General features: G+C 40.6%; 21 protein-coding genes. 5 read left to right on the plus strand and 16 right to left on the minus strand.

Annotated features, from left to right (window positions below; genetic code table 11):
- Positions 1-359: 359 nt before the first annotated feature.
- From deoD to FFM67_RS11820, 11 genes are all read right to left on the minus strand, one after another.
- On the minus strand, positions 360-1064 hold the full coding sequence (gene deoD / locus FFM67_RS11770) for a purine-nucleoside phosphorylase (protein WP_137614742.1): 705 nt from the start codon (positions 1062-1064) through the stop codon (positions 360-362).
- A 355-nt stretch (positions 1065-1419) separates the two neighbouring features.
- Positions 1420-2238, minus strand: coding sequence for a purine-nucleoside phosphorylase (locus tag FFM67_RS11775; protein ID WP_137614743.1), 819 nt, complete (start codon positions 2236-2238; stop codon positions 1420-1422).
- Positions 2239-2352: 114 nt separating this feature from the next.
- A complete protein-coding gene (gene deoB / locus FFM67_RS11780; protein WP_137614744.1) occupies positions 2353-3525 on the minus strand; it encodes a phosphopentomutase in 1173 nt (390 codons plus the stop codon).
- Positions 3526-3740: 215 nt separating this feature from the next.
- Positions 3741-4694 carry an ABC transporter permease gene (locus FFM67_RS11785; protein WP_137614745.1) on the minus strand — a complete coding sequence of 318 codons (954 nt, stop codon included), beginning with the start codon at positions 4692-4694 and terminating at the stop codon, positions 3741-3743.
- Entirely contained in the window at positions 4694-5824 is a 1131-nt protein-coding gene (locus FFM67_RS11790) for an ABC transporter permease (RefSeq protein ID WP_137614746.1), read from the minus strand. Before FFM67_RS11790 ends, FFM67_RS11785 begins: the two co-directional genes overlap by 1 nt.
- Positions 5817-7352, minus strand: a complete 1536-nt coding sequence (locus tag FFM67_RS11795; protein WP_371851599.1) for an ABC transporter ATP-binding protein — start codon at positions 7350-7352, stop codon at positions 5817-5819. The genes FFM67_RS11790 and FFM67_RS11795 overlap by 8 nt, the downstream gene beginning before the upstream one ends.
- Before the next feature lie 226 nt (positions 7353-7578).
- Complete coding sequence (locus FFM67_RS11800; RefSeq protein WP_137614748.1) at positions 7579-8676, minus strand: BMP family lipoprotein; 1098 nt, start codon at positions 8674-8676, stop codon at positions 7579-7581.
- 63 nt (positions 8677-8739) lie between these two features.
- A complete protein-coding gene (locus FFM67_RS11805) occupies positions 8740-9132 on the minus strand; it encodes a cytidine deaminase (protein WP_071862695.1) in 393 nt (130 codons plus the stop codon).
- Positions 9133-9217: 85 nt separating this feature from the next.
- Positions 9218-9880: a deoxyribose-phosphate aldolase gene (gene deoC, locus FFM67_RS11810; protein ID WP_137614749.1), complete on the minus strand. Its 663-nt coding sequence runs from the start codon at positions 9878-9880 to the stop codon at positions 9218-9220.
- A gap of 63 nt (positions 9881-9943) precedes the next feature.
- Positions 9944-11245, minus strand: coding sequence for a pyrimidine-nucleoside phosphorylase (locus FFM67_RS11815; RefSeq protein ID WP_137614750.1), 1302 nt, complete (start codon positions 11243-11245; stop codon positions 9944-9946).
- 138 nt (positions 11246-11383) lie between these two features.
- A complete protein-coding gene (locus tag FFM67_RS11820; RefSeq protein WP_071862692.1) occupies positions 11384-12400 on the minus strand; it encodes a LacI family DNA-binding transcriptional regulator in 1017 nt (338 codons plus the stop codon).
- 150 nt (positions 12401-12550) lie between these two features.
- On the opposite strand from FFM67_RS11820, the gene FFM67_RS11825 reads away from it, so the two are divergent.
- Positions 12551-12922, plus strand: coding sequence for a hypothetical protein (locus tag FFM67_RS11825; protein ID WP_137614751.1), 372 nt, complete (start codon positions 12551-12553; stop codon positions 12920-12922).
- A 16-nt stretch (positions 12923-12938) separates the two neighbouring features.
- Entirely contained in the window at positions 12939-13706 is a 768-nt protein-coding gene (locus tag FFM67_RS11830) for an alpha/beta hydrolase (RefSeq protein ID WP_137614752.1), read from the plus strand.
- A 234-nt stretch (positions 13707-13940) separates the two neighbouring features.
- On the opposite strand, the gene FFM67_RS11835 is transcribed toward FFM67_RS11830, so the two are convergent.
- The 3 genes from FFM67_RS11835 to FFM67_RS11845 all read right to left on the minus strand — a co-directional run bounded on the left by FFM67_RS11835 (position 13941) and on the right by FFM67_RS11845 (position 15588).
- Positions 13941-14252, minus strand: a complete 312-nt coding sequence (locus FFM67_RS11835; RefSeq protein WP_137614753.1) for a hypothetical protein — start codon at positions 14250-14252, stop codon at positions 13941-13943.
- Positions 14253-14402: 150 nt separating this feature from the next.
- The gene (locus tag FFM67_RS11840; protein WP_137614754.1) at positions 14403-15002 is read right to left on the minus strand and encodes a class I SAM-dependent methyltransferase; all 600 of its coding nucleotides are present in this window, start codon (positions 15000-15002) and stop codon (positions 14403-14405) included.
- Positions 15003-15006: 4 nt separating this feature from the next.
- Positions 15007-15588: an SGNH/GDSL hydrolase family protein gene (locus FFM67_RS11845; RefSeq protein ID WP_137614755.1), complete on the minus strand. Its 582-nt coding sequence runs from the start codon at positions 15586-15588 to the stop codon at positions 15007-15009.
- 450 nt (positions 15589-16038) lie between these two features.
- On the opposite strand from FFM67_RS11845, the gene coaA reads away from it, so the two are divergent.
- The 3 genes from coaA (at position 16039) to FFM67_RS12355 (ending at position 19509) form a co-directional block, all read left to right on the plus strand.
- Positions 16039-16962, plus strand: coding sequence for a type I pantothenate kinase (gene coaA, locus FFM67_RS11850; protein ID WP_137614756.1), 924 nt, complete (start codon positions 16039-16041; stop codon positions 16960-16962).
- 55 nt (positions 16963-17017) lie between these two features.
- Entirely contained in the window at positions 17018-18586 is a 1569-nt protein-coding gene (gene guaA / locus FFM67_RS11855; protein ID WP_137614757.1) for a glutamine-hydrolyzing GMP synthase, read from the plus strand.
- Between the two features lie 602 nt (positions 18587-19188).
- Entirely contained in the window at positions 19189-19509 is a 321-nt protein-coding gene (locus FFM67_RS12355) for a transposase (RefSeq protein WP_115230821.1), read from the plus strand.
- A 236-nt stretch (positions 19510-19745) separates the two neighbouring features.
- Here FFM67_RS12355 and FFM67_RS11870 read toward each other — a convergent pair whose 3' ends face one another.
- Positions 19746-20867: an LPXTG cell wall anchor domain-containing protein gene (locus tag FFM67_RS11870; protein ID WP_371851598.1), complete on the minus strand. Its 1122-nt coding sequence runs from the start codon at positions 20865-20867 to the stop codon at positions 19746-19748.
- Between the two features lie 49 nt (positions 20868-20916).
- Positions 20917-21057: pentapeptide repeat-containing protein (locus FFM67_RS12585; protein ID WP_371851600.1), on the minus strand; the 141-nt coding region annotated here is incomplete at its 5' end.

The raw sequence follows: 21057 nt of genomic DNA on the forward strand, positions 1-21057 counted from the left end.
AATTCTTTTGCGGGAACTATCTTGAGTGTAGCACAAATGACTTTTTTATTTGTCTAGCTTAATTTTACAATCGGCGTTTGTAAAATATTTAATCGATAGCGAGCAGACTCATCCAAGAATTCCATTAAATTAATTGTCATTGTTTTCTCCATCATATTATTAAAACTATTATAATCATCCAATTATATATTCTTGTCAATACGAATTAGAAATTATTCTTTTTATTTATAAAAAAATAAAAAAATGTGGACTTTTAATCATTATATACAAATTATAAATAATTCAAAAAAAAGGAAGCCTTTTTTAATTAAAAGGCTTCCTTACCAAACTATTTTTTTGTTTTTTTTTAATAAAAACACCTATCGAATAATCGTTTCCAACCCGACATACATCATATCTTTAAACGTGTTCTGACGTTCTTCAGACGTAGTTTCTTCACCTGTGATCATATGGTCACTGACGGTCATGATGCCCAGCGCTTGAACGTTGAACTTCGCACCTAAATAATACAAAATCGCCGCTTCCATTTCCACACCCATCACACCGTATTCAGCCAATTTGAAGGTTGAATCCATATCATCCTTATAGAAAGTATCTTCTGATAAAACATTTCCTACATGAGTGGTAAAATCTTTTTCTTTCGCCACTTCATAAGCCTTCATCATCAAATCAAAATCCGCGATCGGTGCAAAATGGAAATCTGGGAAATGTTTTTTTACCATTGACGAACTAGTCACTGCCCCTTGAGCAATAATCAAGTCACGAACATGAACGTCCTTTGATAAAGCGCCGCACGTTCCCACGCGAACTAATTTCTTCACCCCATAGGATTGGATCAATTCTTGCGCATAAATCCCTGCAGACGGCATGCCCATTCCTGTTCCTTGGACAGATACTCGTTCCCCTTTATAAGTTCCGGTAAAACCTAACATACCTCGCACATTGTTGTAGCATTTCGCGTCTTCTAAAAAATTCTCTGCAATAAATTTCGCCCGCAACGGATCCCCGGGTAACAAAATTTTATCTGCGATTTCCCCTTGCTTCGCTTCAATATGAACGCTCATTTTATTCCTCCTAATTCGTTTTAATGGATTCATTTTTCGAAAAACGAAAAATGAGTTTGATCCTCATCACGTATATCATTCCTCTATACTTTACACACAGCTTTTTCCCAGTTACAAAATTCTTTTTTTGAGCCCAGTACACTGCAAAAAGCGGAACTGACATCCTAATTCGTTTTAATGGATTCATTTTTCGAAAAACGAAAAATGAGTTTGATCCTCATCACGTATATCATTCCTCTATACTTTACACACAACTTTTTCCCAGTTACAAAATTCTTTTTTGAGCCAAGTACACTGCAAAAAGCGGAACTGACATCCTAATTCGTATTCATTTATGCTTGTTTCTGCTATCGAACTATAACACTGCGAGTGTTTCTTTAATCAATTTCTTGAAGTCTTCTTTGACCCGTTCGGTTGTTTCAACGACTTCTGCATGATTCAAGTTTGCTTGCATACCTGCCGCCAAATTGGTGATGCAAGAAATTCCCAGCACTTTCATCCCGCTGTGTGCTGCTACAATAACTTCCGGTACGGTTGACATACCAACTGCATCCGCTCCTAGGACACGCGCCATTCGAATCTCTGCTGGTGTCTCATAAGTTGGTCCCGTAAAGCCCATGTAAACACCCTCTTTTAAATCAAGCGCTAATTTTTTTGCCGCTTCCTGCGCTTTTGACTGGTAGTCTTTTGTATAAGCTGCACTCATATCCGGGAAGCGTGGACCCATTTTCTCATCGTTTGGTCCGATTAATGGATTTGTTCCCATGAAGTTGATATGATCGGTAATCAGCATCAAATTGCCTGGTTGGAAACCTTCGTTTACGCCACCAGCTGCATTGGTCACAATGACTGAATGAATTCCTAAACCTGCCATCACACGAACTGGATACGTCACCGTTTCCATTGGGTTGCCTTCATAATAATGAAAACGACCTTGCATCGCTAAAACTTTTTGTCCTGCTAATGTTCCGTAAACCAATTGTCCTGCATGACCTATTACCGTAGAAACAGGAAAATGAGGAATTTCATTGTAAGGGATCACCACTGGATTTTCGATTTCTTCCGCTAGTTCCCCCAGCCCCGATCCTAAGATCAAACCAAAAGCAACCTCGGCAACGCCTTTATCTTGAATGTAGCTAGCTGTCTGTTGAATTTTATCTTGTAAGTCTGTCATAAAGTCCTCCTAATTCATTTTAAAGGACTCATTTTTCAAAAAATGAAAAATGAGTTTGATGTTCACCACGTCTATCATTCCGCTAAACTGCACCAATTTAGTAAGAGTTGGCTCTTATTTTAAAAGCTTTAAGAAACTTTCACCATTTTCAGTTGCGGGTACATCAAAGTTTTCTGCAATCGTTGCTGAGATATCTGAATAATAGCCTTGTGGCAATTTTCCTTGAGCCGCCATTTTTTTGCTATAAACTAAGAAAGGCACATATTCACGGGTATGATCGGTTCCGGTAAAGGTTGGATCATTTCCGTGGTCAGCGGTAATCATTAACAGATCATCCTCTTGCATCGCATCCAAAATTTCTGGAATTCGTAAATCGAATTCTTCAATTGCGTGGGCATAGCCAACGACATCGCGACGATGACCGAATAACGCATCAAAATCAACTAAATTCGTAAAACTTAAGCCAGTGAAATCTTCTTTCATCACTTTCAATAATTGATCGACACCGTCCATGTTGCTCTTTGTTCGAACAGCGGCAGTGATTCCTTGTCCATTGAAAATATCATTGATCTTACCAACAGCGATGACGTCTTTGCCATTGTCCTTCAGCGAATCCAAGACAGTTTTACCAAATGGATCAAGGGCATAGTCATGACGATTGCTAGTCCGAGTAAAGTTGCCCGGTTCTCCAACATATGGACGAGCAATGATCCGACCGATCATATATGGATCGTCCTTCGTAATATCACGCACATATTGGCAAATCTTATACAATTCTTCTAACGGAATGATTTCTTCGTGAGCTGCGATCTGCAACACTGGATCAGCTGATGTATAGATGATCAAGTCGCCGGTCTTCATTTGCTCTTCACCAAAATCTTTAATGACTTCGGTCCCACTATAAGGCTTATTCGCGCCCATAATAATACCGCGACCAGAAAATTCCGTAATCTTGTCTAACAATTCTTGCGGGAATCCTTCAGGGAACACACGGAAAGGCGTTTGGATGTTTAATCCAGCAATCTCCCAATGACCCGTCATCGTATCTTTGCCGACAGAAATTTCTTCTAATTTCGTCGCATAGCCATCATGATCTGCAACATCTTTTACACCGGCTAATGGGCGAATCGTTCCCAAACCTAATTGTTCTAAATGTGGAATCGTCAATCCAGCCTCTTTTGCAATGTGGCCCAACGTATCTGATCCAACATCTCCAAATTTATCAGCATCTGGTGCTTCCCCTATACCAACTGAATCCATAACGACTAAGTGAATGCGCTTAAACATTTCTATTCCCTCTTTCTATTAATTTATATTTAATGAACAAGTTGAAACCCGCTCATAATCTAACTATATTGCTTTTACTAAAATGGTAAACCCAGCTCCAGTATATTGGGTTCTTACGTTTCCGTAAACTGAAAGCTATTGTTCCCTCTAATAATAAAAGGAGGGCGTGACTAAGAAACATTGTCCCATAGTCCCGCCCTTTAAAAACAAAAGAATTATTTTGATTTGATGTAATTGACACCATCGGCTTTTGGTGCGGCTGATTTTCCTAAGAAGAGAACCAGTACGACGATCGTCAATACATATGGTGCTGATTGTAAATATACATCTGGAATTTGTGAAATAATCGGTAAGTTCGATCCGGCGATACTTAAGTTTTGCGCAAAACCGAAGAAGACGGCAGCGCCCATCGCACCAAGCGGATTCCATTTACCAAAGATCATTGCTGCTAATGAGATAAAGCCTTGTCCAGCAATCGTTGTTGCGGCGAAACGTCCTGCGATTGATTGGGCGAAGACCGCACCACCCATACCGCCAAGGAATCCTGAAAGTAACACGCCCGCATAACGTAATGCGTAAACATTGATTCCTAACGTATCCGCTGCTTGTGGGTTTTCACCAACTGAACGAAGGCGTAACCCAAAACGAGTTTTGAAAATAACAAACCAAGAAATTATCGCTACCAAAATGGCAAAATAAGCCGGTAAGCTAGTGTTTTTGAAGAACAATTCTCCTAAAACTGGGATCTTACTCAACCCCGGAAAATCAAAGTAGCCAAATTGTCGTTGGATCGTATCTGTTTGACCTTTGCCATAAATTACTTTGATCAAGAAGATCGCTAACGGCGGAGCCAATAGATTCATCACCGTACCACTAATGATGTGGTCCGCACGGAAGTTGACTGTGGCTACGGCATGCAGCAATGAAAAGGCCATCCCGGCTAATCCGCCGACTAACACACCAAGCCATGGTGTCATAGCCCCAAACTGATCCGCAAAAGCTAAGTTGAAAACGACTGAACTGAAAGCTCCGGCAACCATGATCCCTTCCAAACCAACGTTAACGATCCCGCTGCGTTCGGAGAATACTCCGCCAAGCGCGGTTAAGATCAAAGGTGCAGAATACACGAGTGTCTGAGCAATAATTGACGCTAACAAATCCATATTCATTAGACTTTGCCCCCTTTTTCAGATTCATCATTCGGAGCACTTTCCACTTTTTGAACAGTCGCGACTTCTTTTTTGCCGCCCATGACTTTCGCAAGCCCTACTCGAACGATATAATTAATCGCTACGAAGAAAATAATCAAAGGAATAACACTATTGGCTAACTCACTAGGAATTCCAGAGAACTGCATTCCTTGTCCGCCAAGTTTTAACACACTGAATAATAATGCTGATAATAGGATTCCAATCGAGCTGCCGTTTCCTAATAATGACACGGCCATCCCGTCGAACCCGATACTGATAGAAGAACCTTGAACAAAATAGTTCATGAAGGTTCCTAATCCATAAACGACACCGCCCAGACCAGCTAGTGCGCCAGAAATGATCATTGAAATCACAATCGTACGTTTGCTGCTCATTCCGGCATATTCAGAAGCGAATGGATTCAACCCAACGGACCGAATTTCAAAACCTAATGTTGTGCGTTTCATTAAGAACCAAACAACCACTAAGAAAACGAGTGCCAAGATAATACCCATATTGACTCGCGAGCCACCAAATAATTCAGTCAACCACGGTTCACGTAGCGAGGCATTTAAGCCAACTGCTTTTGTGACCCCTTTGTTAGCAATAACGTCTGGCGACATTACGTGATTGACGATGTGATTGGCTACATAAAGAATGACATAGTTCATCATGATCGTCACAATTACTTCACTGGTTCCAAAGAACGCCCGTAACAAACCAGGAATTGCTGCAGCAGCCGCACCGGCTAAAGCACCAACAATAATTGCTAATGGTAACACGATAATTTTCGGTGAATCCGGCATGCTTAACGCCACCCAGATACTTGCCACCCAACCACATAATGCTTGACCAGAAAGCCCGATATTGAAGAACCCTGCTGAGTTAGCCACTGAGAAGCCTAACGCGGTAAAGATCAATGGTCCTGCGCCAACTAAAATCTCACCAATCGACATTTTACTTTGGAAAGCCGAACTAAACATGGCGTTATACCCTTCAATTGGGTTAAAACCAAACACCGCCATTAAAATAGCCCCAAGAATAAATCCTAGAATAACTGAAATAATTGGGACCAATATATTTCTAATACGCTCTGAGCGATCATTCATTTGTCTCACCAGCCTTTGCTAATTCTGCTCGCGCTTCTTCTAAACTATACCCGGCCATCAACAGACCCAGTTCATTTTCAGAAGTTTCTTTCGGGTTTACGATCCCAACGATCTCACCTGAGTGGATAACCGCGATTCGGTCAGAGACATTCAAAATTTCATCTAGCTCAAAACTGACAAGTAATACCCCTTTTTGTTTATCACGCTGCTCAACTAACCGCTTATGAATGTATTCAATCGCACCCACGTCAAGACCACGAGTTGGTTGTGAGACGATCAATAGATCTGGATCACGGTCAACTTCTCGTGCGATAATTGCCTTTTGCTGATTTCCACCTGAAAGTGAGGCAGCTGGTGCCTTCTCGCTAGTCGTCCGTACGTCATACTCTTCGATCAAGCGTTTCGCATAACGATCGATCTCTCCATAATTTAAAATACCATTTTTACTAAATGGTGTATGGTAGTAAGACTGTAATGCGATATTTTCTGATAATGGCAACGGTAAGATCAGTCCATATTTGTGACGATCCTCCGGCACGTGCCCCACACCGGTCTCAGTTATATGTCGAGGGGCTTTTCCGGTCACATCTTTTCCATTGATAGTGACTGTTCCGCTTTCGACTTTGCGTAAGCCCGTTAAGGCTTGGATCAATTCCGTTTGACCATTGCCATCGATGCCGGCAATCCCTACCACTTCGCCACGGTGAACATCTAATGATAAGTGCTTAACAGCTTCTAGGCCGCGGCTTTCTTTTACGACTAAATCTTTGATTGAAAGAACCACTTCACCTGGTGTCGCCGCGATTTTATCCGTTTTAAATGAAACAGACCGACCCACCATCATATCTGCTAATTGCTGCGAGCTGACATCTTTGACATCAACTGTTCCAATGTATTGTCCTCGACGAATAACGGAACAACGATCGGCAACTTTTTTGATTTCATCTAGCTTGTGAGTGATCAAAATAATCGATTTACCTTCACGAATTAAACCACCCATAATACTAATCAATTCATCGATTTCTTGGGGTGTCAAGACCGCCGTCGGTTCATCAAAAATCAACACATTCGCGCCGCGATATAAAGTTTTCAGAATTTCTACCCGTTGCTGCATCCCGACTGAGATATCACGTATATATGCATCCGGGTCAACCTTCAAGCCGTACTCTTGTGACAAACGTACGATCTCTGCCTTAGCTTCTTTTTTGTCTAGTATGCCACCTTTGTTAGGTTCACTACCTAGAATAATATTTTCTGTAACGGTAAAGGCATCCACTAACATGAAATGCTGATGGACCATTCCGATCCCTAATTGATTCGCTCTCGTTGGACTTGAAATATCAACCTTTTGACCATCCATCAAAATTTCACCAGAAGTTGGCTGTAATAGACCTGACAAAACATTCATTAGTGTCGATTTACCGGCACCATTCTCGCCTAAAAGTGCATGAATCTCACCTTTTCTGACTTGTAGATTGATGTTGTCATTTGCTTTAAACGTGCCAAATTGTTTGGTGATATTACGCATTTCAATGACATTTTGTTCTTCTGTCACTTTCTTTTCACATCCTATCGCTTTTTAAGCCTAAAAAACATTGCAACGTTAAGGGCGTTCTTCCCTTAGCCAAACTTGACCTGAGTCAAAACTTGGCTAAAAAAAGAAGGCTTATTTTAAAAGAGGACCATAGCTCCCCTATTGGAGCTATGGTCAACCGGTGGAACAGAAGCAGTTTCTGTTCGAACCTTAACCTGAATTATTTTTCAGGCGTTTCTGGTACTTTAATGTCGCCAGCAGAAACTTTGTCTTTTGCTTCTTTAACAGCGTCTTTAGCTTTGTCAGAAAGGAAACCGTCAGTTAGAGAAACACCGCCGTCTTTCAAACCATAAGATAAGTGTTCGCCGCCAGGGAATTTATCTTCTAACGCACGAGTAGAAATATCTTGTACAGCTGCGCCTACACCTTTAAGTGTTGAAGTTAAACAGAAGTTGCTGTCTTTGCCATCTTTAGATTTGTATTTACCTTCTTTTTGTTGGTCGCTATCTACACCGATAACCCAAACTTTGTCGGCTTCATCTAATTTTTCGTTACGTGCTTTCGCTTCTGAGAAGACCCCTTGGCCTGTACCGCCTGAAGCATGATAGATAATGTCGATGTCGCTGTTGTACATATTCGCTGCTAGAGCTTTCCCTTTAGCTGGATCACCAAATGATGCCGCATATTGTACATCTACAGAAATGTCTTTCCCTAATTTATCAGCAGTGTCTTTTACGCCTTTTTCAAAACCAGCTTGGAAACGGTCGATAACGGCACCTTCTTCACCACCGATAAAGCCTAATTTGTCTGATTTTGTTGTTTCAGCTGCCGCAACACCTGCTAAGTAAGCTGCTTCTTGATCTTTAAAGGTTGCAGAGGCAACATTTTTCTTGCCATCGATCACTGAATCGATAATAACGAAGTTTGTATCTGGGTTTTGATCTGCTGCTGCAGAAATTGGATCAGCTAATAAGTAACCAATACCAAAGACTGTTTTAAACCCATTTGTTACAGCTTGTGTGATATTTTGTTCGTATTCCGAAGCATCGTTTGATTGGATATAGTTATAGCCGCCATTGCCTTTTTTGATATCGTGATCTTTACCCCAAGCTTGAAGACCTTCCCAAGCACTTTGGTTAAATGAACGGTCGTCCACCCCACCGATATCTGTTACGATCGCAACGCTGTGTTTTGCATCTTCTTTGGCAGATCCACCTGATGAATCAGTTGTACCGCCGCCTCCGCCTCCGCATGCTCCTAAAGCTAGCAATGATGCCATTGCTACGGCGCCAAGACCAAATAATTTTGCTTTTTTCATTTCTGTAAAGCCCCCTAAATTTTGGTTTTTTTTCAACAGTCCTACGACTGAATTGAACATGGTTTATAGATCTTTTTCAGTGAACATATATGGCAGTAACGCTTCAACGGTCATTTCTTTCACGACTCCGTTATCACCGACTAAGGTTACCGGCATTTCTGGGTCACAAAATTCTGCCATGACTTGGCGGCAAGCGCCGCACGGCGAAATCGGTTCTGGTGTGTGCCCAGCAATGACTAAATGACTGAATGCTCGTTCACCTTCTGATACGGCTTTGAAAAAGGCTGTTCGCTCAGCACAATTCGATAATCCGTATGAAGCATTTTCGATATTCAATCCTTGATAAGTTTTACCCTCTTTTGTTACTAAACAAGCGCCAACTGGAAAGTGTGAATAAGGAACATATGCTTTGTCCAGCGCATCGACAGCAATGTCGATCCATTCTTGTTTGCTCATATGAACTGCCTCCTACATTTACCTCTGCCTTTCAATTTGAAAAGCATGTCCATTTTACTTCGCTAATCAATCGTAAAACTAACGACTAGTAACCCGTTCCAGAAAGACCGTTCATGATTGCAACACCCGAGCTCGCACCTAGACGAGTCGCACCGGCTTCGATCATTGCTTCTGCTTCTTTAGCATTGTGGATTCCACCAGAAGCTTTAACACCCATTTCAGGTCCGACTGTTTCACGCATCAAGCGGACATCTTCAACAGTCGCGCCACCAGTTGAAAAACCAGTTGATGTTTTGACAAAGTCCGCTCCAGCTGCTTTTGCTAGTTCACAGGCTTTGACCTTTTCTTCATTTGTTAATAGAGACGTTTCGATAATCACTTTGACCAATGCTTTGTCTTTTGCTGCCGTTACGACTGCTTCGATATCTTTTTGAACTTTTTCATCGTTGCCGCCTTTTAGTTCGCCAATATTGATGACCATGTCGACTTCGGCTGCACCGTTTTCGATAGCATTCGTTGCTTCAAAGACTTTTGTTTCTGTTGTGTTCGCACCTAAAGGGAATCCGATTACTGTACATACTGCAACTGGTTCACCTTGTAACTCTTTAGCAGCCAATGCTACCCAAGTTGGATTGATACAAACAGAATAGAAACGATATTTTTTTGCTTCTTCGATAATTTTCATTACATCTGTTTTTGTTGCATCTGCTTTTAAGTTCGTGTGGTCGATCATACGATTGATTTCCATTATTATTCCCCACTTCTTCTTATTATAATATATTCTTTCTTGTTATAAAAAAGTTTTAAATACTTATTCAGTAATGACATCATGAATCAAAATCGGTTCTTCTGGTGTATCACCAATCACAATATTTTGATAAAGTAAATTTTCTACCTCAGAGATTTCTTTTGAATTGGCATAAATAGTCAATAACGACTCTCCTTTAGCCACTTTGTCCCCAATTTTCTTATGCAGTTTAATTCCTACCGCATGGTCGATGTCATCCTCTTTTGTTTTGCGTCCCGCACCTAGAAGCATCGCTGCAATGCCGATTTCATTCGCCACCAGCTTGGTAACATACCCAGAGGTCTTGGCTGGCAATTCACTCTCATACTCGGCTGTCAAAATTTTCTCCGTTTGATCAATCACGGACACATCGCCGCCTTGATTCTTGACCATTTCACGGAATTTTTCTAACGCTTTCCCTGAATGCAAGGCTTCTTCCAGCATTTCACGAGCATCCTCGAGTGTCTCTGCTTTTCCTGCTAAAACAACCATTTGACTTCCTAGGACATAACACATCTCGGTTAAATCTTTTGGTCCAGCTCCTTTTAGTGTATCAATTGCTTCGACGATTTCTAAGCTGTTTCCGATTGCTTCACCTAAAGGTTCAGACATATCTGAAATAACCGCCATCGTTTGACGGCCAGCTAATTTACCGATCCGCACCATCGTTTTAGCTAAACGTTTGGCATCCTCCAGATTTTTCATGAAGGCTCCTTCACCAGTCGTCACATCTAGGACGATTGCATCTGCTCCTGCAGCAATTTTCTTACTCATGATCGAGCTGGCAATCAATGGGATCGAATCAACTGTCGCTGTCACATCACGCAACGCGTAAAGCTTCTTGTCAGCTGGTGCTAGATTACCTGATTGGCCAATCACTGCAACTTTGCTTTTGTTCACAATATCAATAAATTCTTGTTCAGATAATTCGATCTTAAATCCTGGGATCGATTCGAATTTATCCAAAGTTCCACCAGTGAAGCCTAAACCGCGACCAGACATTTTTGCTACTGGAACACCAACGCTTGCAACTAAGGGAGCTAAAACCAACGTAGTCGTATCACCGACACCGCCGGTTGAATGCTTGTCCACTTTGATTCCTTCAATGGAAGACAAATCAATGATTTCACCTGAATTTGCCATCGCTAGCGTCAAATAAGAAATTTCCTCGTCAGTCATGTCTTGATAAAAAATTGCCATCAATAATGCGCTCATCTGATAATCAGGGATACTGTTATCTGTGTAGCCTTCAATAATGAACTCAATTTCTGCTTTCGACAGAGAATTGCCATCTCTCTTTCGCTCTATCAAATCTACCATTCTCATAGGTTTTCCTCCAAGCTTCAAAGTCATTATACAATAAAATAGCGAAAGGTAAATCACTTTAGTAAAACAGTTTACTTAACGAAGAAGCGCTTTCTGTTATCGCTACCATTGTTACTATAACGGCTGACAAACCACTTGTCAACCCTGACCTAAAGTTTTTACACTCTCACGAATAATTAATTTAGTTTGGAAAATTTTATTCGGAATTCGCTGAGAAGGAAAATTAATTGCATCAACTAAAAACTTCGCCGCGGAAAACCCGATTTCTGTGCTAGGTTGAAAAACCGTCGTTAATGGTGGCACCATATACTTACTAACCTCTAGTCCATCAAAGCCAACCACGGAGATATCTTCAGGAATTCTCAAGCCCGCTTCATAGATCGCCTGATAACAGCCCAGCGCCATTTCATCTGTCCCACAAAAAATCGCCGTGATTTTTTCATTTTTTAACATTTCTTTCGTCGCATGATACCCGCCAGCCAGAGTCAGCTCACCCGAACAAATATAACTTTCATCAAAAGGCAAGCCAGATTCAAAAATTACTTGGCGATACGCCTTAACCCGCTCCGTCAATTGATAATATCCTTGGCTTTCCTTCAGCATGCCGATATGGCGATGCCCTTGTTTCACTAGCATCCGTAGTACCTCTTGCGCACCTGCATATTCTTCCACCAATAACTGACCCCAATCGCGGTCATTCAGCCCACGGTCGATTAAGACCATCGGATGTCGCCGATAAAAATCACTCCCCAGCTTGTGTTCATCTTCCAACTGGTAAGGTGTAGCTAATAAAATACCATCCACTGAGCGATGAGACAGTTCATTCAAATAACGTTTTTCTTGCTCTTGATCATGGCGGGAATTACATAAAATAATCATGTACCCTAACGGATTCAGATAACTTTCCACGCCTTCGATAACTTTCGAAAAGAAAAAATCGGTAACATCAGGAACAATCATACCAATCGTTTTGGAATGACGATTGATCAAATTCGCCGCAAAAAAATCTGGCTTGTATTGATGCTCTTCTACGATCGCCAAAACTTTCTTGCGAGTCTGTTCACTGAATCGACTCCCCTTATTATTCAAAATCTGCGACACTGTCGTTACTGAAACACCGGCCATTTCAGCGATCTCTCTGATGGTGATCTTCATGGTGGACCTTCTCTCACTATTTTTTTTAAGTGTAGCAAAGGAAAAAATAGAAAGAAAGACTTTTTCACTAAAAGCCGAGACGACTTACTTGATTCATGAAAAAAAGAGCGTAGATTTAAATCATACGAGATAAGAAGGCAGGTGAGAAAAATGCTTGATGTTTTAGGCGCGATTAATAATTTAGCTTGGACGACAGAACACCATTTTCTGCACATTAAGAATCAACACGATTTTCTCCGCATCTGGGCGATCCAATTTGAACTAGCCTACACGGATTTCCGTGTGATTCAAATGGCATTGCAACTAGACGCGCAAACCGACTTGCTACAACGTTTTACCAAAGCCTATGATACGGTCTATCACTACGAGTATGCCTTTGTCAAAGATGGCTTAACTGGTTTTAATCAAGCGTTTGGTGATCAAATTGATCAATACGAGTTGGCTCAACAAAAGCTGTTAGCCATTTTAGATGAATTAAAGCAGCAACAGCCTCAGCCAACAAAAGAAAATGATTTGATCTAAAAAGGAGTGAAGCAAGATGATCAATGATGTGGTGTATGATGAAAAAAATCAATTGACCTTAGATATTTATGAACCAGCGACAATCGAGGCAGCTATTATTTTAATTCACGGTGGTGGTTGGTTCCGCGGAGACAAGGCGAAAGAGCAGGCTTTAGCGGAACGTTTAACCGCAGACGGCTTTTTGGTGGTGGCACCGAATTATCGCTTAGCTCCCGATCATCTTTTTCCAGCAGCCATGGAAGATTTATTAACGGTCTACGACTGGTTAGCTGCTAGTGACTATCCTGTAAAAGATAAAATCACCGCACTTGGCTCTTCTGCCGGCGGTAATTTAGCCATTGAATTGGCTCTACAAAGAGGCATTCCTGCCGCTTCGTGGTCAGGAATCATCGATCTTTACCCCTGGGTCCAAGAACATCCCGAAGTTGTCGCCACTATGAATCAAAAGCCCGATTTTGACAAACAAGCAAGTGGCAAAATCGATCAAGATGGTGCCAATGATGCCTTTTATAAATGGTTCATTTTAAATTACGTGAACCAAGACATGGATTTGCTAAAACAAGCCGATCCTTTGCAGCGTGTCTCAAGTAAAAGTGGCCCTTTATTCATCGCCAACTCTTTGCATGAATTAGTGCCATTATCCGGTGTCTACCAGTTGCAAGCAGCTTTGGCCGAAGTGGGTGTTCCTAGTGAGAATAAATTGATCACCGGCACGGTGCATGGTGAAGGCTACGCAGATATCGCCTATCAACCAACCCTTCAATTTTTGAAAAGTAATCTATAAAAAAAAGGGAAAAAAGCTTTCTCAAACTCCCTTAGCTTATTGCCAGTTTTTCTGCTCGCTTTATTGAGATTAGAAAAATGATTTTCTAATTAGAATTCAGCTGAGCAATAAGACCAAATGATTTCTAAACCGCTTCTCAAATTTCGACATCGTTTTGCTTATTACCGATAACGCTAGTTCATGAAGTCAGACGTGGATATACTTGCTGCAAAGCGATTTATTTAATTGAAAATTTTATTCTTTCTTTATAGTAAAAAACATCGTGGAGTTGATGCACTCCACGATGTTTTTTTTAATTTCAGGATAGTTTTTCAATACATAGTTTTCAGCAGCTTGACTCCAAATCCCGTCTGTTTTCGCTAAAATTCTCCCTAGCTCTGAATCTGCTGAAACATCGGAAAGTTTGGTTAAGTCTGCTTGTTTGTGAGTATAAACTAATTTTTTCCCGCCGCCGATTTCTGGTTGGTTCAAGGTCGTTTCGGCAACTGCGTCAAGTCCTAAGACATGCGTCACCGCATTGGCGACTCTGTATGTTTCTTCAATCATTTCTGCAAGCCTTTTCCATTCTAGTGAGTTTCAATTGTAGAATAGAAAAACTACTCATTAGTTAATCATTCTTTTACAGTAAGCAATTTGCTAAATGTTCATTTCACAAAAAAACCTGTAAGCACACTATTGCTGCTTACAAGTTTTTCGTTATTCCTTCACACTACGAATGATATAGTAGCCTTTGTCTTTTGCCACAATCTCGGCATTGCCAAAGACCTCTTCCATTTTACTTTTCGCGCTAGGGGCGCCCTGTTTCTTTTGGATCACAATGGTCAAGCTGCCGCCAACTTTTAATAAGGGTTCCGCATCGCTTAACATTTGATGCACCACTTTTTTTCCAGCTCGAATTGGCGGGTTGCTGATGATTGCCGCGTATTCTTTTTGATGCAAGGTCTCGTAAATATTTGACTGGTGGATATCCGCCTCGATGCCATTATGTTTCGCGTTTTTTTGTGCCAATTCCACTGCGCGATTGTTCACATCAATCATCTCTACAGGACGCTGTGTTTGGTAAGCCAATGCTAAACCGATCGGACCATACCCGCAGCCTACATCTAACAAGGTGCCTTCTGGCAGATCAGCTGCTGTAAAATGCTCGATCAAGACGCGAGAACCATAGTCTACGGTATCACGTGAAAAGACGCCACTATCGGTTACAAAGTGAAAATTCTTTCCGGCTAATTCAAACGACCATTGGTGTAAATCGTGGGCCGTCTCCGGATTTTCTGAATAATAATGATTTGCCATGCTCTTACCCTTCTGCTAATAATTTTTCTTTGATATCACGGGCGATCAACGCACCTAAGAAATGGTAGCCTTCCTCTGAAGGATGGATACCATCAAATTTTTGGACGAATTCCTTGGGTTTTGGATAAACGGTCATATGATGGTAAAGATCAATCACATTTACTCCGACTTTTTCAGCGATTTGTTTCGCTTTTTCAGCATAAAGCTGCTGCCGTTCATTGTCCCCTTCAGTCATGATATCGGTATTGATATAGCCGGTAGTCAGTAAGATCACTTTTGACGCATCAAAAGATTCTAGCATTTCTTCGATATTGTCCCCGAAAACATCAACAGGATTTTTTTGTTTCAATGAATCATTGGTTCCGAAAGAAATAACCACAAAGTCGCCTTCCGCTTCAACGGCTTCGTTGATTCGCGCCAAGCCATCCGAAGAAGACTCACCGCGTTTGCCTAATTTTACTAAACTATAACCAGGGAAATCCATCTCCGTTAATTCATCAATAATGTACGTATCTAAAATATCGCTAGTTTCGCCATTCATCACACCAGTCAATAAGCTGTCGCCAAATAAAACGATTTTTTTCATAGTTCCCACTCCTTTTTGTTTTTAAATATAAGTTAAAACAACTATTCTTTGATAGAACTTCTTCCTTATCATAGCATGAAACGATGAAATTAATCTGATAAATAGCGTGAAACAAATTCGTTTTTCGCTGATTGACGGACGGTTTCTGTTTTCAAATCTAAGAAACAAATGAAACTCCTATCATTCCGATAGCTTTTAACTGTTTTTTTCGGCTAAAATGACGTATAACCTTTCTTATAGCTGAAATTATTCGGATTTATTCGTTAAGGAGCGCTATCTAGCGCGATTTTATGTTAGAATAAGCCCAGCTATTAACGGATGTCAGCGATCCCTTCTATCCTACAATTTTTTGAAAATCCTTTCCTTTAAAAAGGATTTGTTTGTAGGATCAGCCTAGAACAAAAAGCTATGCTACGGCATCCATACCTTAAGTTAAATAAGGAGACTGTTATGAACGAAAGAGGGAACTATTTTCGGATTGCCCGGGATGATTGGCAAGATTTTTATACACCTGGAAACACACCACTAACCCAAGCTGAGTTAGACAGTATCAAAAGTTTGAATGACCGTATCTCCATGAAAGACGTGGAGGACGTTTATGTACCTTTGTGTCACCTAATCCATTTATATATGAAGGATTTTGAATCGCTGACACTAAGCAAAGGTTTATTTTTACATCGCTATGTAAAAATGCCACCTTTCATTATCGGCATCGCCGGTAGTGTGGCGGTTGGCAAAAGTACCACTGCCCGTTTATTGCAGACACTGTTGGACCGCTTATTCAAACATCAAACCGTTCAATTGATCACTACCGATGGTTTTTTGTATCCCAACGCTGTGTTAGAAGAACGTGGTATTATGGACCGCAAAGGTTTTCCAGAAAGCTATGATATGGAAAAATTGATCGACGTCTTAAATGAAGTCAAGTCCGGTAAAGAAAATATCCACATCCCAAAATATTCCCATGATGTGTATGACATCGTTGACGGTGAATTCGAGACGATCGATTCTCCTGATATTTTGATTGTGGAAGGGATCAATACTTTGCAGCTGCCAGCCAACCAGCAAATCTACGTCAGCGACTTTTTCGATTTGTCGATCTTTGTTGACGCGGAGCCTAAGATGATCGAACGCTGGTACTTGGAACGCTTCGAGTCCTTGCTAGATACAGCCTTTAAAAAACCGGAAAACTATTACTACCAATACGCTATTGGTGACCGCCAAACAGCCCTAACCATGGCAGAAGATGTTTGGAAAAATGTCAACTTGAAGAATTTGGAAGAGTACATCTTGCCAACTCGTGGCCGAGCTGATATTATCTTGCACAAGGCAAAGCATCACATCATTGATGAGATCTATTTGCGCAAATACTAGCTTATAAAGAAAGCGTGCTTTCTTTTATAATAAAACTTGAAAAGGGGTAATAATTGTGACCAACGTTTCTACCGAAATGACCAACGTAGAAAAAATTATCGTACTTGATTATGGTAGTCAGTATAACCAATTAATCACTCGTCGTATTCGTGAATTTGGTGTTTTCTCAGAGCTTATGAGCCACCGGATCACTGCTGAAGAAGTCAAAGCCATCAATCCTAAAGGAATCATCCTTTCCGGCGGACCAAACAGCGTATATGATGAAGGAGCCTTCTCCATTGATCCTAAAATCTTTGAACTAGGTATTCCAATCTTAGGTATCTGTTATGGGATGCAGCTAATTACTTATAACTTAGGCGGAAAAGTCGAACCCGCTAAAAACCGTGAATACGGACAAGCAACCTTAGAAATCGTTTCTGATGATGCCGTGCTATTTGCCGGTACGCCAAAAGAACAAACGGTTTTAATGAGCCACGGCGATTTAGTCACACAAGTGCCTGATGGCTTCGAAAAAGTCGGCACTAGCAAAGATTGCCCAATTGCCGCAATTCAAAACAAAAACAGCAACATCTACGGTATCCAATTCCACGCAGAAGTTCGCCATTCAGAATACGGTAACGAATTGCTACGTCACTTTGCCATTGATGTTTGTCAATGTAAAGGCGACTGGACGATGGATAACTTCATCGATATGCAAGTCGCAAGAATCCGTGAACAAGTCGGCGACAAAAAAGTCTTGCTTGGCCTATCCGGCGGTGTGGACTCCTCTGTTGTTGGGGTCCTTTTACAAAAAGCCATTGGTGATCAATTAACTTCGATCTTCGTTGACCACGGTCTATTACGTAAAGACGAAGGCCAACAAGTAATGGATGCTCTAGGCGGAAAATTCGGCCTAAACATCATCAAAGTCGATGCCCGTGACCGTTTCTTAACTAAATTAGCCGGCGTTTCTGATCCAGAGAAAAAACGCAAAATCATCGGGAACGAATTCGTTTACCTATTTGATGACGAAGCAACCAAACTGGCTGGTAAAGAAGGCATCTCCTTCTTAGCCCAAGGAACCTTGTATACTGACGTGATCGAGTCAGGAACTGAAACTGCTCAAACCATCAAATCTCACCATAACGTTGGTGGCTTACCAGAAGATATGCAGTTCGAATTAATTGAACCCCTAAATACCTTATTCAAAGACGAAGTACGTGAATTAGGAACACAGCTTGGCATGCCTGATTCCATCGTTTGGCGCCAACCGTTCCCAGGACCAGGTCTAGGGATTCGTGTCATCGGTGAAATCACCGAAGACAAACTAGAGATCGTCCGTGAATCTGACGCGATTCTTCGTGAAGAAATCGCCAATGCCGGTCTTGACCGCGATATCTGGCAATACTTCACTGTCCTACCTGGCATCCGCTCCGTCGGTGTGATGGGTGACGGCCGTACGTACGATTACACAGTCGGTATTCGCGCAGTAACATCCATCGACGGCATGACTGCTGACTTCGCTCGTATCCCGTGGGATGTCTTGCAAAAGATTTCTGTCCGAATCGTGAACGAAGTCGCTCATGTCAATCGGATCGTGTATGATATTACGTCTAAGCCACCAGCAACGGTGGAGTGGGAATAAAGTAGTAACCTCACTTGGTTGCAAAATGTTGATTTAACAGCTTTTTAGTTCACTTAGAATGGATAAAAAAGATCTATTTTGATTAGGTTCCCCGCCAAAATCCCGCCAGAGAACTCTGACGGGATTTTTAATTTAGGCTTTCTTTGGTGGAGGTTCCTGTCAAAAAAATCAAGCTAAAAAACATATTTTAGCCTTTGACACATTTTTTATTACACAAAAACATTCACATAACCACTTGAATATTAATTAGGATGTGGCTGAAAACTCTATCAAAATATTATATCCTCTAAAAAACAAATGGAGTGAAAGTCTCGATAACACCAACTCGATAATACGAACTTACCGATGAACAATGGGACCAGATGCACAGGCTCTTTCTAAGTTACCGAACAGGGTAACCTCCTAAGTTAGATAACCACACAGCCTTCAATGTACTTCTTTGAATCGCTCTGAGTGGTACAGTGCCGAAGGAGCGCTAGGGTTCTTGAAAAACGATCTATACTCACTTTTGTAATTGGCGTGACAGCGGAGTACTATTGACTATCTTTCAAGTTCTTCAGATCGAGCTAGGATTTTAAAACATTAGTATCGATTCATCTTAAATAAAAGCGCATCAACATAGTGCCGGTGCTAAAAAACGCCGTACTAAGCGGAGTAAACCAACGCATAGATATTACCACGGTGGCAAAACAACCAAAATCCATAATTTGGTGGATGGACTAGAAAACCCTCTTGTCTTTCTTTTAACTGAAGGACAAACTCATGATGCAGTTTCAGCAATCAAGCTATTGAAAAACTTTGATCTTTCGAGGATCAACATTCTAGTCGACAAAGCATACGCCACGAAGGGTATTCACCTAAAGAGAACCCTAAGGAACCTTGGGATATCGATTGGAATCTTTAAAAGGAACGTCACCTTGTAGAATGTTTTTACAACAAGATCAAACATTTTCGTCGTATCGCTACACGATATGATAAGTTGGCAAAATCACTTTTGTCTTTTGTTTATGCGGAAGCTATTTTTAAATTGACTCAACAATAAGTTTCTAGACACACCCTAAATAGCCTCAAAAGTTGAACTGTAAATTTAACTTTTGAGGCTATTTAAATTTATATAACTTTTTTTGAAACATTGTGTGTAGAACAATCTAATCAGCAGTTATTTTAAACTATATTTTTTTCGTAAAATGGTTACTGAACCAAAACCTAATAAAATAATCCCTCCAATAACACTAAAAATAGTTGACTTACTTTCTCCTGTCTTAGGAAGAGTATCACCATTATGAGATTTAGTAGCTTTTACAGTATTTTTTTCTATTAAATTATTGTTCACTTTATTACTTAATGAGGTTATTCTAGTTTGATTTTCTGCTACGTTCATTTTACTTGGTGTTTCCGGTGTTTCCGGTGTTTCCGGTGTTTCCGGTATTTCCGGTGTTTCCGGTGTTTCCGGTGTTTCCGGTGTTTCCGGTGTTTCCGGATCAATTGGAATAGGACATACTTCGTTTTGCCAAATTATTGAAGGTTCTGTTTTAGAAGATTTTATATATTTTGAATCAGCATTCAATTCATCTGACTTCCAAGTTCCTATTACTCTTGCCGATGTTACTTTTAAGTCTTTACTAAAATCCTGCGGAACATCAAATGTTTTACTAAAAATCATACCAAAAGCACTGTAACCTACTATATTTCCAAAATTAATTGTAGCAACATTACCATTAAAAGAAATGTCTAGTGGAACTAAGTAATTAGTATATATATTGTTATTATTTGTTACAGCCGGATAGTATCGATTAATAACCCAGTCCGTTACATTTGTCACTGAGACATTATCATATGGCAAAGTTACAGTTAATACAGCATTATTAATTGCATAGTCTGTTGCAAATACAACTCTCCAATTTTGAGTTTTAGTAGCGTCGTTAGGACCGTTTTGCCAATGCTGAACTTCTAAATTACCTGGTCCATACAAATCTTCATCAGTATTAGAGCTATCAGTACTAGAGTGGTTGTTAGGATTTTTGACTTTTTCAAGATATCCATTGTTAGAATAATCATCTAAGTTAGTATCCATAACACTTTTTGCATTTAAATCAACTTCATCAGTATAAGACTTCGTTATTTTATCACCTATACATTCACCATTACCTCTTGGAACATTTTTTTCGATAATCTCATCAATTTTAGGAACATATCCATTAACCTCTTTGAAGTATGTTAATTTCCCATCATTATCCGTATCTTTATTGATATTGCTATCATTAGTAGGTTCTGAATTCATCTGAACATTCTCATATTTTTTTTCAGCATACGACTTCTGACTTATTTCATTAGAAGTTGCTGCTTCTGAAGTTGCCGTTTCTGAAGTTGCCGTTTCTAAAGTTGCCGTTTCTGAAGTTGCCGTTTCTGAAGTTGCCGTTTCTGAAGTTGCCGTTTCTGAAGTTGCCGTTTCTGAAGTTGCCGTTTCTGAA

This window comes from Enterococcus viikkiensis, assembly GCF_005405345.1.
Classification (GTDB): domain Bacteria; phylum Bacillota; class Bacilli; order Lactobacillales; family Enterococcaceae; genus Enterococcus_A; species Enterococcus_A viikkiensis.

Excerpts from the sequence above, each read along its gene's own strand:
- deoC (WP_137614749.1), bottom strand. The coding sequence starts at position 9,880 with ATGGAAATCAATCGTATGATCGACCACACGAACTTAAAAGCAGATGCA.
- FFM67_RS11805 (WP_071862695.1), bottom strand. The coding sequence starts at position 9,132 with ATGAGCAAACAAGAATGGATCGACATTGCTGTCGATGCGCTGGACAAA.
- FFM67_RS11830 (WP_137614752.1), top strand. The coding sequence starts at position 12,939 with ATGATCAATGATGTGGTGTATGATGAAAAAAATCAATTGACCTTAGAT.
- FFM67_RS11820 (WP_071862692.1), bottom strand. The coding sequence starts at position 12,400 with ATGAAGATCACCATCAGAGAGATCGCTGAAATGGCCGGTGTTTCAGTA.
- FFM67_RS11825 (WP_137614751.1), top strand. The coding sequence starts at position 12,551 with ATGCTTGATGTTTTAGGCGCGATTAATAATTTAGCTTGGACGACAGAA.
- FFM67_RS11800 (WP_137614748.1), bottom strand. The coding sequence starts at position 8,676 with ATGAAAAAAGCAAAATTATTTGGTCTTGGCGCCGTAGCAATGGCATCA.
- FFM67_RS11840 (WP_137614754.1), bottom strand. The coding sequence starts at position 15,002 with ATGGCAAATCATTATTATTCAGAAAATCCGGAGACGGCCCACGATTTA.
- FFM67_RS11785 (WP_137614745.1), bottom strand. The coding sequence starts at position 4,694 with ATGAATATGGATTTGTTAGCGTCAATTATTGCTCAGACACTCGTGTAT.
- FFM67_RS11845 (WP_137614755.1), bottom strand. The coding sequence starts at position 15,588 with ATGAAAAAAATCGTTTTATTTGGCGACAGCTTATTGACTGGTGTGATG.
- FFM67_RS11870 (WP_371851598.1), bottom strand. The coding sequence starts at position 20,867 with ATGAATTCAGAACCTACTAATGATAGCAATATCAATAAAGATACGGAT.
- coaA (WP_137614756.1), top strand. The coding sequence starts at position 16,039 with ATGAACGAAAGAGGGAACTATTTTCGGATTGCCCGGGATGATTGGCAA.
- deoD (WP_137614742.1), bottom strand. The coding sequence starts at position 1,064 with ATGAGCGTTCATATTGAAGCGAAGCAAGGGGAAATCGCAGATAAAATT.
- FFM67_RS11790 (WP_137614746.1), bottom strand. The coding sequence starts at position 5,824 with ATGAATGATCGCTCAGAGCGTATTAGAAATATATTGGTCCCAATTATT.
- FFM67_RS11775 (WP_137614743.1), bottom strand. The coding sequence starts at position 2,238 with ATGACAGACTTACAAGATAAAATTCAACAGACAGCTAGCTACATTCAA.
- FFM67_RS11795 (WP_371851599.1), bottom strand. The coding sequence starts at position 7,352 with ATGCGTAATATCACCAAACAATTTGGCACGTTTAAAGCAAATGACAAC.
- FFM67_RS11815 (WP_137614750.1), bottom strand. The coding sequence starts at position 11,245 with ATGAGAATGGTAGATTTGATAGAGCGAAAGAGAGATGGCAATTCTCTG.
- FFM67_RS11835 (WP_137614753.1), bottom strand. The coding sequence starts at position 14,252 with ATGATTGAAGAAACATACAGAGTCGCCAATGCGGTGACGCATGTCTTA.
- deoB (WP_137614744.1), bottom strand. The coding sequence starts at position 3,525 with ATGTTTAAGCGCATTCACTTAGTCGTTATGGATTCAGTTGGTATAGGG.